The 12,634-nt window shown below is 42.3% G+C and carries 13 protein-coding genes; all 13 read left to right on the top strand.

Features of this window, described 5'->3' with window-relative positions; translation table 11 throughout:
* Nucleotides 1-210: 210 nt before the first annotated feature.
* The 13 genes from AC1DQW_RS00130 to AC1DQW_RS00070 all read left to right on the top strand — a co-directional run bounded on the left by AC1DQW_RS00130 (nt 211) and on the right by AC1DQW_RS00070 (nt 12,609).
* On the top strand, nt 211-723 hold the full coding sequence (locus tag AC1DQW_RS00130) for a hypothetical protein (protein ID WP_477452276.1): 513 nt from the start codon (nt 211-213) through the stop codon (nt 721-723).
* Complete coding sequence (locus AC1DQW_RS00125) at nt 723-1,622, top strand: hypothetical protein (RefSeq protein ID WP_477452275.1); 900 nt, start codon at nt 723-725, stop codon at nt 1,620-1,622. Before AC1DQW_RS00130 ends, AC1DQW_RS00125 begins: the two co-directional genes overlap by 1 nt.
* Before the next feature lie 7 nt (nt 1,623-1,629).
* Nucleotides 1,630-2,778, top strand: a complete 1,149-nt coding sequence (gene darB, locus AC1DQW_RS00120; RefSeq protein ID WP_477452274.1) for a dialkylresorcinol biosynthesis protein DarB — start codon at nt 1,630-1,632, stop codon at nt 2,776-2,778.
* 19 nt (nt 2,779-2,797) lie between these two features.
* A complete protein-coding gene (DarG, locus tag AC1DQW_RS00115) occupies nt 2,798-3,205 on the top strand; it encodes a flexirubin biosynthesis protein DarG (protein ID WP_477412888.1) in 408 nt (135 codons plus the stop codon).
* Nucleotides 3,195-4,211, top strand: a complete 1,017-nt coding sequence (gene darH / locus AC1DQW_RS00110; RefSeq protein WP_477452273.1) for a BtrH-related acyltransferase DarH — start codon at nt 3,195-3,197, stop codon at nt 4,209-4,211. Before DarG ends, darH begins: the two co-directional genes overlap by 11 nt.
* Nucleotides 4,199-4,954 (top strand): ABC transporter ATP-binding protein, encoded by a 756-nt coding sequence (locus AC1DQW_RS00105; RefSeq protein ID WP_477452272.1) that lies wholly within the window; start codon nt 4,199-4,201, stop codon nt 4,952-4,954. The genes darH and AC1DQW_RS00105 overlap by 13 nt, the downstream gene beginning before the upstream one ends.
* The gene (locus tag AC1DQW_RS00100; RefSeq protein WP_477452271.1) at nt 4,954-6,237 is read left to right on the top strand and encodes an ABC transporter permease; all 1,284 of its coding nucleotides are present in this window, start codon (nt 4,954-4,956) and stop codon (nt 6,235-6,237) included. The genes AC1DQW_RS00105 and AC1DQW_RS00100 overlap by 1 nt, the downstream gene beginning before the upstream one ends.
* A gap of 3 nt (nt 6,238-6,240) precedes the next feature.
* On the top strand, nt 6,241-6,507 hold the full coding sequence (locus tag AC1DQW_RS00095) for a phosphopantetheine-binding protein (RefSeq protein WP_477402027.1): 267 nt from the start codon (nt 6,241-6,243) through the stop codon (nt 6,505-6,507).
* A 12-nt stretch (nt 6,508-6,519) separates the two neighbouring features.
* Entirely contained in the window at nt 6,520-7,710 is a 1,191-nt protein-coding gene (locus AC1DQW_RS00090) for a beta-ketoacyl-[acyl-carrier-protein] synthase family protein (protein ID WP_477452270.1), read from the top strand.
* 2 nt (nt 7,711-7,712) lie between these two features.
* The gene (locus tag AC1DQW_RS00085) at nt 7,713-8,765 is read left to right on the top strand and encodes a hypothetical protein (RefSeq protein WP_477452269.1); all 1,053 of its coding nucleotides are present in this window, start codon (nt 7,713-7,715) and stop codon (nt 8,763-8,765) included.
* A 240-nt stretch (nt 8,766-9,005) separates the two neighbouring features.
* Nucleotides 9,006-9,185: a hypothetical protein gene (locus tag AC1DQW_RS00080; protein ID WP_477412903.1), complete on the top strand. Its 180-nt coding sequence runs from the start codon at nt 9,006-9,008 to the stop codon at nt 9,183-9,185.
* Between the two features lie 534 nt (nt 9,186-9,719).
* Nucleotides 9,720-10,745, top strand: coding sequence for a hypothetical protein (locus tag AC1DQW_RS00075; RefSeq protein WP_477452268.1), 1,026 nt, complete (start codon nt 9,720-9,722; stop codon nt 10,743-10,745).
* A gap of 445 nt (nt 10,746-11,190) precedes the next feature.
* Complete coding sequence (locus tag AC1DQW_RS00070) at nt 11,191-12,609, top strand: metallophosphoesterase family protein (RefSeq protein WP_477452267.1); 1,419 nt, start codon at nt 11,191-11,193, stop codon at nt 12,607-12,609.
* Nucleotides 12,610-12,634: the final 25 nt, after the last annotated feature.

Genomic DNA, 12,634 nt, shown 5'->3' with positions numbered 1-12,634 from the left:
AAACCGATTTTTAATGGTTCAACTACTATTTATTAGACTATAAGTTAAACCATTATCAATATAAAACATCTTAAATAGTATTGCTTTAATTTTACCCGCAGTAAAAACTTAAAACTAAATGTGGGTTAAAAGGTTGCGCATACTACTATTGTGGTAAAGCAAGCAGGTGGTTTGTGCAGCACGTATTATTTATTACATTTGGTTAGGTTTATGAAGAATTATATAAAAAGTCGCATTGCTTTTGTTTGTTTGTCCCTGGTGATTTTGTTTGCGGGCAATACAAAAGTTTTGGCGCAAAAGCTGGAAAGAGCCGCTTTTTATAAAGCAATGGCATCTGATGATATCGAGGAGATTAACCAGGAATTAGCCGTTTTTACTGATGCCGGTGCCGAAGTTAAAGCCGGATATGAGGGCGCTTTATTAATGAAAAAAGCCAGCCTGGTGAGCAAGCCGAAAGATAAGCTACGCTTTTTTAAAGCAGGCCGCATTAAGTTGGAAACAGCTTTGCTTGCCGATCCGGATAATACGGATCTGCATTTCCTGCGTTTAGTGATCCAGGAGAAAGCTCCTAAAATTGTTCGTTATCGCACTGATATTGAAAAGGACAAAAACATGGTGTTGAAAAACTTTAGCAGCCTGTCGCCTGTTGTACAACGAGCGGTAGTTGATTATAGTAAAACCTCGAAGGTATTGCATCCAGAAGACCTTAAACCAGCAGTGTAATGAATAAGAAAGTTTTAGTTATTTACTACACCCAATCCGGCCAGATGGGCGATATCATCAACTCATTTACCCAACCGATTATTGACGCGGGCTTTTCGGTTGAAAAGGTTGTGATAAAAATGGTGAATAGCTATCCGTTCCCGTGGACCGGCCCCAGCTTTTTTAATGTGATGCCCGATTGTGTTTTAAGTGTACCTGCCCAGATTCAGCCATTCACCCTGAAAGAAACAAAATACGATCTGATCATTTTAGGCTATCAACCCTGGTTTTTATCGCCAAGTATTCCTTCAAATTCTTTGTTAAATCACCCCGACTTTATCAGGGTTTTAAAAGATACCCCAGTTGTTACCATCAGCGCTGCCCGTAACATGTGGTTAAATGCTTTTGAACGCGTACGTAAATCTCTCCAGGATGCGGGCGCCAAACTGGTAGGCAATATTGCACTGGTTGACAGGCACCTTAACCCTATAAGTTTTATTACCATTTTTTACTGGATGCTAACCGGTAAAAAAGAACGTTATTTAAATATATTCCCCAAGCCCGGTATTAATGAGCAGGAAATGTTGGAAACCGCCAAATTTGGCCGTACAATAGCAGCCCGGATTGATACGGCATATTGGGAAAGTCTGCAGGATCAGTTAATGCAGCAGGGCGCGGTAAACATTAAATACCCGTTGATGTTTATAGAGGGTAAGGCCAAAATTATTTTTGCAGTTTGGGCAAAAATAATTGCCAGGCAGAAAAAAAAGGAGCCGTGGCTTGCAGCATTTAAATATTATCTTTTTATTGCCTTGTTTATTGGGGCGCCAATATTATTAACACTTGATATGATTTTCATTAAGCCTTTTTTTGGAAAAAGAATTCAGGATAAAATGAACCATTATTTACAATTAAATTAACATATACATGTCTTTTAATCAGGTTTATATAAATACCACATCAGCTTTCCTGCCTAACGAGCCTGTCGCGAGTGATGACATGGAGCTGTATTTGGGTTATATTGACAACAAGCCCTCAAAATCAAAAAAAATTGTATTGCGTAACAATGGGATAAAAACCAGGTATTACGCCTTAGATAAAAATAAAAAAGCTACTCACACCAATGCGCAAATGACGGCTTTGGCTGTAAAGGAGCTATTTAAAAATACGGAAGCTAAAATAGATGAAACAGAATTGCTGTCATGCGGCACCTCGTCGCCAGATCAGATGATGCCGAGCCACGGTGTAATGACTCATGGCTGGTTGCCTGAAACCGGCGCTATTGAAGTAGTATCGCCATCTGGCGTTTGCTGCGCCGGGATGCATGCGTTAAAATATGCCTACCTGGCCATCAAATCTGGCGAGATTAAGCAGGCTGTAGCTACAGGATCTGAAAGGTTTTCGGGTTTGCTGGTATCTGATGTGTTTGAGGAAGAAGCTCAAAAACTAAAAGAGTTGAGCGAAAACCCGTACATCGCATTCCAAAAAGATTTTTTAAGGTGGATGCTGTCTGATGGCGCTTCGGCATTTTTAATGACGGATAAACCCAATAAAACAGGCCTGAGTTTGCGGGTAGAATGGATTGAAGGTGTATCATACGCCAACCAAATGGACGCCTGTATGTATATGGGTGCCGAAAAACAGGCTGATGGAACGCTGAAAGGTTTTATGGATTTTACACCCGAAGAGATCAGGAACAAATCTATCTTTAGCGTTAAGCAGGATATTGGGTTGCTGAGTGATAATATTGTTCCGCTTGGGGGGCAGAAAATTAAAGAGATCTTTGAAAAAAGAGGCTTAACAACCCAGGATATTGATTACTTTTTACCGCATATCTCCAGCGATTTTTTTAGGCCTAAAATTTATGAAATGGTCGAGATCTATGGAGGGGGCATCCCTTACGAAAAATGGTTTATGAACTTGTATACAGTTGGTAATGTTGGCGCGGCCTCGGTTTACCTGATGATAAACGAGCTGTTTCATAGTGGTAAATTAAAAGTTGGCGAAAAAATCTTGCTTTTGGTACCCGAAAGCTCAAGATTCTCGTATATGTATGCGATGCTTACCGTATGCTAAGCGGAAAGATATATCTGTCATGAAAAAAGAAAACGTACCGCAGGACCTGAGTTCGCTTGGAAAAATAACCAGGGAGGTTTGCTATGCAACGGATAGCACGGGCAAATACGTTACCCAGCTTAGCAACGGATGGGATGTTAAAATAAAAGCGCTTGATGTAGCCTGGCAGGAGATAGAGGGGCGTATTGCCAAAGCAAAGCAGCAGGTATTAAATAATGAGGCAAGTCCACTTCTGTTTTTTATGGAGTTAAGGCTGATGGATCTTAGTATTTTGGCCGATTACACCGGGTTTTGGAAATGGCAGATAAAACGGCATCTAAAACCCGAAGTGTTTAATAAATTATCAGAAAAAAAATTGAAAAAATATGCCGGGGCCTTTAATGTAAAGGTTGATGAGCTAAAAAGTATGAATGTGCATGAAGATTGATTTTGAACATGGGCAGGCGGCACATTGCGAATCGGGAGTTACCAGTAATTTATTAAAAAAGATATCCAACGGAAAAATAACAGAGCCGTTGGCTTTTGGTATTGGTGCAGGCTTGTTTTTTGTATACGTGCCCCTGATAAAGGTAAATAACGGGCCGGCTATCGCTTTCCGCTCGATGCCCGGTTTTATATTTAACCGTACCTGTAAATCACTGGGGGTGCCTGTTGTGCAGAAGAAATTTGGCTCGAAGGAAAAAGCAGAATCTTTTTTATTGGAGAGCCTTAACGCCGGCAACCCGGTTGGCTGCCAGGTGGGGGTTTACTATCTTTCGTACTTTCCAAAAGAATACCGGTTTCACTTTAACGCCCATAACCTGATTGTTTTTGGCAAGGAGGGGGATAACTATCTGATAAGCGACCCTATTATGGAGCATGCAACAACCTTAACAAGTTACGAGTTGGAGCGCGTGCGTTTTGCCAAAGGGGCTTTAGCACCCAGGGGACAGCTTTACTATCCCGGTAATCAAAAGGAAATTACTGATGAACAAATAAAAAGTGCCATAAAAAGCGGTATCAGGAAAAACGTGTTTAATATGTTATCCATTCCCGGCACGTTTGCCGGGGTAAGTGGTATAAAATATACAGGCAAAAAAATTAAAGGCTGGCGGGATAAATTAGGACTACATACTGCCGGGCTTTACTTGGCCCAACTGGTACGTATGCAGGAAGAGATTGGTACAGGCGGTGGCGGTTTCAGATATATATACGCCGCGTTTTTACAGCAGGCAAATGATTATCTGCCAAATGATACCTTGCTTCAGGCATCCGAGATGTTTACCCAGGCTGGTGATATGTGGCGTACAGCCGCAGTACAGGCCGCGGGAATATACAAAGGCCGGATTGGCAGCCAGGAGGATTTTAATGTGATGGGCGATTACCTGTTGGAGATAGCCGAAATTGAAAAGAAAGCATTTACAGTCCTGAAAAATATAAAATGGCAGTCGTGACCTCTTTAGCTGTAAATATCGAAAACCTGGGTTTCCATTATCCGGGAAACTCGGGCGTTACCTATGATGGCCTTAATTTAAAGATAACCGAGGGCGAACGTTTTGGTTTATTTGGCCCCAACGGTGCCGGCAAAACCACGCTTATGAATTTAATGACTGGTTTGCTGGTAGCGGATACAGGAAAGATTGAGTTATTGGGCCACAACATCGGCACAAAAAGCAAAGTGGTAAATAAGCTATTTGGTTTTGTACCGCAGGATTTTTCCTTTTACCAGGAACTGAGCCCGGTAGAGAACCTGGAATTTTTTGGTGCATGGTATGGCTTAAACCGAAAGGAAATTGCTCAGCGAACCAAAGAGTTGCTGGATATCCTTGGCTTATCAGATGTGGGTGATAAACCCGTTCAGAACTTTAGCGGCGGGATGAAAAGAAGGATCAACCTGGCTATTGGAGTGATCCATAATCCAAGGATATTGTTTTTGGATGAGCCAACTGTTGGTGTTGATGTACAAACGCGCCACGCCATCATCAATTATTTAATGGCATTGAATAAAAAAGGCACAACTTTAATCTACACTTCGCACCAGTTGAGTGAGGCCGAGGGTTTATGCGAGCAGATTGCCCTGGTTGATAATGGCAAAATTGTACGGGAAGGTAATTTGGATAAGCTGCTGAAAGAATATGATCATCAGAATTTAGAAGACCTGTTTTTAAATTTAACCGGAAAGGATTTCAGGAACTGATGTTTAAACTCTGGGCCTCCATAGTAAAAGACGTAAGGATCCTGCTGCGCGATAAGGTGGGGATATCGCTTATGTTTATTATGCCCGTGATATTGGTTATTGTAGTAACCACTATCCAGAACAGCACTTTTCAGCTCATGAATAAAAACAAGCTAACGGTTTTGGTTTGTAATAAAGATGCAGGAAAGTTGAGCCCCCAACTCATAACAACTATCAATAAGATAGGGCTGTTTAAAGTGATGCGGGTTGATAAAAGTCAAAACCGGCGGCAAATTGCCGATGCCATGAGCGAAAACGATGCCATGTTGGCCATGACCATCCCACCTGATTTTTCGGCCAAAATAGAAGCCAAAGCCAAAAGCTCATCAAACAAAGCATTGAAAAGTTTTGGCTTGCAGGCCGATTCGACAAAGGAAGTAAAATTAGCCGGCGCCACACCGCTTATATTATATTACAATCCATCAATACCCGAGTCGATGCGGTTTTCGGTAAATGGGGCTTTAGCAAGTGCGCTGCAGATTGTAGAAAGTCGCGAGACTTTGCGTACACTTTACTTTGCCATCAACGAAAAGGAGATGCCGCAGCAACTGGAAAACGAAATGCTGAATGGCAAAGCCGAAATTAGCCAGGTACCGGTATCAAAAAGTGGCATTGCAAAAGCGCCGGATGCTACCCAACATAATGTACCGGCATGGACGATATTTGCCATGTTTTTTATCATTATGTCGTTAAGCGGTAGTGTGGTAAGAGAAAAGATTAGCGGTAGCTTTATCAGGCTAAAAACATTGCCAACTAATTACGCGGTGGGTTTGCTATCAAAGCAAATAACTTATTTGGGTGTTACCATGTTCCAGGCAATAGTTATATTTTCGCTTGGGTTGTGGTTTTTTCCGTACATTAATTTGCCTGCTTTAAATTTACCCGCCGATGTATTCGGGCTGTTTATCGTGACTTTGGCTTGCGGTTATTGCGCGGTAAGCTATGCCATTTGCATAGGCGTTTTTGCAAATACCCAGGAACAGGCCAACGGTTTCGGGGCGGTATCCATAGTAATATTAGCGGCTATCGGCGGATTAATGGTGCCGTCTTTTGTAATGCCGGGCACATTGAAAACAATTAGCCAGTTATCGCCATTACATTGGTGTATACAAGCGTATTATAGCTTATTTTTAGAGAATGCAGGCTTAATGGATGTGATGGTTAGTATAATACCACTGGTTGGAATTACTTTGGTGTTCCAGGGGCTAACGTACCTTGGTTTAAAAAGAAAAAATTTAATATAGATAATGATGGAAATAGCAGAATTAAAGGAGAAGTTAAAAGTTCAGATAATTCAATTCCTTAACTTAACCGACCTTACTCCGGCAGACATTAAAGATGATGAGCCATTATTTGGTGATGGCCTGGGCCTTGATTCCATCGATTCATTGGAACTGATAGTGCTTTTGAAACGCGAGTACGGCATCAACATACAGGATCCTAAAGAGGGGCGCAAAGTATTGATTGATGTAAATACCATGGCCTCTTATATTGAGCAACACAGGGAAAAATAAACGTTTACGGCAGTGGACAGGATCTTGGTAACCGGTATGGGGGTGATTAGTGCTATTGGCAATTCGGCAGATGAAAATCATGCTGCATTGGTTAATGGCAAAACCGGCGTTATAAAAGGCGGAGGCAACTTCCCTTCCCGTTATTCCGGTATTCTGCCATTTGGAGAGGTTTTGATGAGTACGGGAGCGTTGAAAACAACACTTGGTGTTACGGAGCAGGGCGTTACCCGCACAACCTTGTTAGCCTTGCATGCCTTTAAAGAAGCGATAGCTGACGCGGGCCTGACAGGAGCACAATTGTCGTCGGAAGATACGGCATTAGTTGGGGCAACCACTGTTGGCGGCATGTGCCTTACCGATGAGCTTTACGCCAATACCCACGGAGATTCTGACAATATTGAATACGTAAGATCATATGATTATGCATCGGTATACCTGTTTATACAAAACAGGTATAACATATCTGGTGTGGTAAATACCATGAATACGGCCTGCTCCTCGTCTGCAAATGCCATTATGTATGGCTGCAGGCTAATCAAAAACGGGCTGGCCAACCGGGTAATTGTTGGCGGGGCAGATGCCCTGGCAAAGTTTACTGTGAACGGTTTTAATGCGCTGCGTATCCTTTCGGACGAAGCTTGCGCTCCATTTGATCAAAACCGTAAGGGACTCAATTTAGGCGAAGGAGCAGCATTTTTGGTGTTGGAAAAAGAAGCGGATGCGGCCGGTAAAAAAGCATATGCAACAGTAAGCGGCTTTGGGAACGCCAACGATGCTTATCATCCATCATCCCTATCGCCAGAGGGAGACGGTCCTTACCTGGCCATGAATAACGCGTTAAGCAGCGCCAATTTAAATCCTGCTGACATCGATTTCATAAACGCCCATGGTACCGGCACCGAGAACAACGATGAGGTAGAAAGCCGCGCCATGTTAAAGGTATTTAGTACCATGCCCAGTTTTGCATCTACCAAAGGCTTTACCGGGCATACTCTTGGGGCTGCCAGCGCTATTGAGGCGGTGTATAGTATTTTAAATATACACAGGCAGGAATTGTATCCTAATTTGAATTTCAGGCAACCAATAGCAGATATTGGCCTGCAGCCGATTGAAGCTTATAAGCCCGCAGAAATAAAGCACGTCATGTCGAACTCATTTGGTTTTGGCGGAAATTGTACATCATTAATTTTTTCAAAAATATAGTGATGACGTTTTACATCAATAAAGCCACCTGTATCTCGCCCCAACAAAGCTTCGGAGAGATTGACATTGAACAGTTGCGCGCTTCGGTTGAGAATAAGCTGAAAGCCATCGAACCGAAATATCCGCATTTTACGCCAAACGCCCTTCGCCGGATGAGCAAAAGCACCCGTATGGGGGCAGGAGCGGCATTACCTTTACTTGCAGATGGCGAGCAACCCAATGGTATTATTATTGGTACCCAGGTGAGCGGGATGGAAGAGAACGGTAAATTCCTTAACCAGATCATCGAATATAATGAGGATATGCTTACTCCAGGCAATTTTGTGCAGGGTACACCCAATACTATTTCATCGCAGATTGCGCTGGTCAGTAATAATAAAAATTATAACATTACCCATGTTCACCGGGGGCTCGCATTTGAAAACGCGGTTATAGATACGGCAATGCTGCTTAATGAACATCCTCAAAATACCTATCTGTTAGGTGGAGTTGATGAGATATGTGGCAATAATTATACATTGGATACCCTTGCAGGCTGGTTTAAAAAAGAAGACTGCACCAATAGTGATCTCTATAAATCAAATACAAAAGGAAGTTTATCTGGCGAAGGTGCCGCAATGTTTTGTGTGAGTAACAATAAAGTAAACGCGTTAGCTCAATTAAAAGGAATCACCACCATTCACAGTACCGATGTTCATATTGTAAAACAACACATTAAACATTTTTTGTTAAAAAATTTACGGCCGGGTGAAAAGATAGATCTGCTTTTAAGCGGTGAAAACGGCGATAAGCGCGCGTTAGCGTATTACACAGCATGTGAACAATTGATGAATCGCGAAACCCCCATTGCACGCTTTAAGCACCTCTGTGGAGAATATCCCACGGCATCATCATTTGCGCTTTGGCTGGCTTGTAATTTTGTAAGCGGCCAATTGACGGTTCCAGAACACATGATTAAAAAGCCAGAGGCAGCATTAGTGTATAAGAATATACTGATCTATAATACGCACAAAACCGCTCAACATAGCTGCATGCTGGTAAGTGTGCCTGAATAAGCACTGTTCACCTTATGTCAAATTCAATAATCCTTTGCCTTGATTTTTAACCCGAAAACCCGTTTATAAATAACGAAAGCTTTTTTGTCAAAGGAGATAAATATTGTTATAAATATAAAATGAACATATTTTCTGCATTTCCTACGATTTTTTCTATAAATGCTATTGGAAATGAGTGTTTTTGTGCTTATATTAGTATAACCAATTGCAAAAAAAACCTTAAATTCAGGAGAACTCGTCATGAAGAAGAAAACTACTATGGTTAATCAGCCTGATAAGACTGAAACTATTAAAGCAGAATTGCTGAACGGCCAAGCTCTTACTCCAAAAATGTACCGGGATCATGCACATTATGATCACTCACATGGTAGGGTTAATAGATTTCCATTCGGAAGCAATCACGGACCATCATCTTTTTAAGAAACTAATTTAGAATCAGGCGCCGGCTCAGGTTGAATGCGCTTTAGTCACTTTTCGCTGCTGGTTCAACAGACCCGTTGCGTAATTGCGTGTGCGGCAGCTTTTTTCTGAATCGTTGTTTTAAATTCTCGGAAACAGGTAAATAATCTGCGGTGAAATTTCCTGCTTCCGATGCTCTTTTGCAGCCGGAACAGGAAAACGACTATTAATAATTATTGACCGGCTTGCGGGCACCGGTTGTATGATGATTCTTCCACATGCGCTATAGTATCCTACGCGGTTGTTTACCGGCGCGTGGTTAGGTCGATTAAAAACAATTCCTGGTCGGTTGCCTTTCAGCCATTGTCTATTTGTCCCTCAGTCTTTAAGAAAGCCTGGCGGGGGTTCGCTATATTTGTTTATAGGAAAGGGTACGGCTTATGGTTGTGTATCCTCAATCAAATTATTTACCATTCTTCGTAATCTGTGAATCATATGAACGACGCCGTGTACAATCAAATCTTTAAGACTATTAAGTATGTAAAATTCATTCCGATGAGATTACTTGCTGTAAATTTTTTATTGATCCTGTTAGTTTACCCTACAACTGAATGTGCCGCCCAGTCTACACCACCACGCTCATTGCTTGCCCTTTCAAAAGCCGACCATGTCCTGGCAATCATAGATCCGGTTACGCTGAAAGTTGTTGCGCGGGTACCGGTCGGTCCTGACCCGCATGAGGTTATTGCATCGTCTGATGGAAAGACGGCTTATGTTTCTATCTACGGCGGTGGCAGCTTACATGAGCTTAATGTTATTGACCTTGTGGCACAAAAACCTTTACCTACCATTGATACAAGGCCCCTGATGGGACCGCATGGACTAACATTTGCCGGCGGCAAAGTGTGGTTTAGTGCAGAGGGCTCCAAATCCGTTGGTCGCTACGACCCGGCAACAGGTAAACTCGACTGGAGCATGGGAACAGGGCAGGACAGAACGCATATGATTTACGTAACCGACGATAGTAAAAAGGTTTACACCACAAACGTCTCGGCAGGAACAGTAAGCATTTTGGTGGATAGCCTGCTCAAACCAGCAGCCTCACCCACGGGGTTTACGCCTCCCGCACGCCGAGACTGGGTGCAGACCGTCATCCAGGTGGCCGGGGGTTCTGAGGGTTTTGATGTATCTCCCGATGGCCGGGAATTATGGGCCGCAGCCGCCGATGATGGAACCATTTCAATCATCGATATCGCCGCCAAAAAGTTAACCGGTAAAATTGATGTGAAGGCTTTGGGGGCCAACCGGCTCAAGTTTACGCCGGATGGCAAGCGGGTGCTGATTACGAGTCTGCGAACCGGCGATCTGTTTATTTATGATGCGGCATCGCACCAGGAATTGAAGCGCCTGAATACCGGCCATGGCGCGGCGGGCATCCTGGTAGACGATGACGGATCACGCGCGTTTATTGGCTGCACGGCCGATAACTATGTTGCGGTTGTAGACCTCAAAACGTTAGTGGTAACCGGGCACATTGATATACGTGGAGCAGACGGACTGGCCTGGGCGACCCGTCGTTAGTAATGTTATAAACAAGAGATTTTCATATTCCATTTCTATTACTCAATTAGCAGAAAAACCTAAGTAATGTTTTGAACGATGTTTACCAAAATAGCTATTTATAACTATTGCATGAGCAAAAAAAAAATCCAAAATTTAATATAATTATAATATTTCAATTATAGAGAGATACGGGTATTGATCGTAAAAATATTCCTGGAATTTATTATCATTTTATTTCTTTAACTGCAGATTAACAGGGAGCTATTCGCTGATTAGCGCTTAACCTTTAGATGATATGCGAGAGAAAACATTGCGGTATATATCATTCAAAAAAGGAGTGTAACCTGAATTATATAAGCCGGCTGATCAGGCACAAAATAAATGTTCGCAGAAAATATGTAACCTAAAAACCTGATGCCATATGTCCCGCCAGGAAAATAACAGTTCTGAACAATCCTTTTCTGTGAAATCACAGATTGACTTCGCTTCAGGCGGGAAGTCAACCTTTGTTATAAGCGATCTGCATTTGGCAGCGGGTATAAATAACAGCAGCAACTACGCCGGAACCGAGAATTTCTTTGCAGATCAATCTTTCCTGCGGTTTATTGACCACCTGGAAAACAAGAATGGAAACGCCACTGCATTATTGGTTATCAACGGAGATTTTATTGATTTTCTGAGGATCTGTAATTACCCGGAAACCGACATGGAGTTTTCTGAATGGGAACAAATACTGCGTATAGTTGGAATTACCAAACTGGAGAAAGAGCTAAGAGATTCAATTGTTGATAAAGAAAAAACATTCGGGCTGCGAACAAACGATTACAAATCCGTTTGGAAGCTGCATGTTTGTATGATTGGCCACGATGCGTTGTTTGAGCGGCTCGCCTTGTGGCTGCATAACGGCAATAAACTAATTATTACCAAGGGGAACCACGACCTGGAATGGTATTGGAAACCCGTACAGCTTTACCTGCAATACCGTCTTGCCAAACTAATAGCCGGGAAATTAAAAGTTGAGGTAGAATCCATACTCCCTGAAATGACAGGGGGAATTACATTTGCTGATCATATTGTAATCATCGACGAAAAAATTTATATAGAACATGGTCATTGTTACGAAAATACAACGGCTGTTCAAGGGAATGTTCTTAGTGATAATAACCAGGAGCTGAACCTTCCGTTTGGCTCGTTTTTCAACCGGTACCTGATAAACAAGATTGAGCTCTCTTACCCGTTTGTTGATAATGTGAGGCCAAGGGAAAATATATTGCTGGTATTGTTTCGTGAGCGGTTTCCGCAGGCATTGAAAATGGTTTTCAGCTATATTCCGTTAACTCTTTTATTGATTCCCAAAAAAATGTGGTGGCCGGTTTTTAAATATGCCATCACTTTCTTCCTGATCATCGTTTTGCCATTGGCCATCACCGGGTATGCGATCTATAAAAGTTTGCCTCATAACCTTCATACCGATGATCCATCATGGGTTTTACAGCAACTCCTAAACGTAGGGAAAAACTTAGGATTTTTATTTCTCTCGTATTTGTTTGGCCGGATAATGGCAATGGTGAAGTTAAGCGGTCCGACCAGTTTTGCCGCTTATGCCGAAAAGGTCTTCAGCCAAAACCCGTCATTACGGGTTGTAACTTTCGGCCATACGCACAACCCGGAACAAAAAAATATTAATGGAAAATGGTATTTCAATACCGGAACGTGGATGCCTGTTTTTGAAGCTTCATCTGCCGATGTACGCATTGATAAAACTTACACTTTCCTGCAATTCAATTATGATGAGCACGGTGAACTGGTGGTTTTTCCTTTACAACGATGGAATGATGATGCCCTGCGCGACGATGATTTGCCACTAATAGAAAAAAATTGATGAGCTAACCTAATACTAATATTAA

This window comes from Mucilaginibacter sp. P5_A4 (assembly GCF_056400605.1).
This window is presented reverse-complemented; position numbering and strand designations above follow the sequence as displayed.

Coding starts and splice junctions, on each gene's coding strand:
- AC1DQW_RS00130 (WP_477452276.1), top strand. CDS start 211: ATGAAGAATTATATAAAAAGTCGCATTGCTTTTGTTTGTTTGTCCCTG.
- AC1DQW_RS00125 (WP_477452275.1), top strand. CDS start 723: ATGAATAAGAAAGTTTTAGTTATTTACTACACCCAATCCGGCCAGATG.
- darB (WP_477452274.1), top strand. CDS start 1,630: ATGTCTTTTAATCAGGTTTATATAAATACCACATCAGCTTTCCTGCCT.
- DarG (WP_477412888.1), top strand. CDS start 2,798: ATGAAAAAAGAAAACGTACCGCAGGACCTGAGTTCGCTTGGAAAAATA.
- darH (WP_477452273.1), top strand. CDS start 3,195: ATGAAGATTGATTTTGAACATGGGCAGGCGGCACATTGCGAATCGGGA.
- AC1DQW_RS00105 (WP_477452272.1), top strand. CDS start 4,199: ATGGCAGTCGTGACCTCTTTAGCTGTAAATATCGAAAACCTGGGTTTC.
- AC1DQW_RS00100 (WP_477452271.1), top strand. CDS start 4,954: ATGTTTAAACTCTGGGCCTCCATAGTAAAAGACGTAAGGATCCTGCTG.
- AC1DQW_RS00095 (WP_477402027.1), top strand. CDS start 6,241: ATGATGGAAATAGCAGAATTAAAGGAGAAGTTAAAAGTTCAGATAATT.
- AC1DQW_RS00085 (WP_477452269.1), top strand. CDS start 7,713: ATGACGTTTTACATCAATAAAGCCACCTGTATCTCGCCCCAACAAAGC.
- AC1DQW_RS00080 (WP_477412903.1), top strand. CDS start 9,006: ATGAAGAAGAAAACTACTATGGTTAATCAGCCTGATAAGACTGAAACT.
- AC1DQW_RS00075 (WP_477452268.1), top strand. CDS start 9,720: ATGAGATTACTTGCTGTAAATTTTTTATTGATCCTGTTAGTTTACCCT.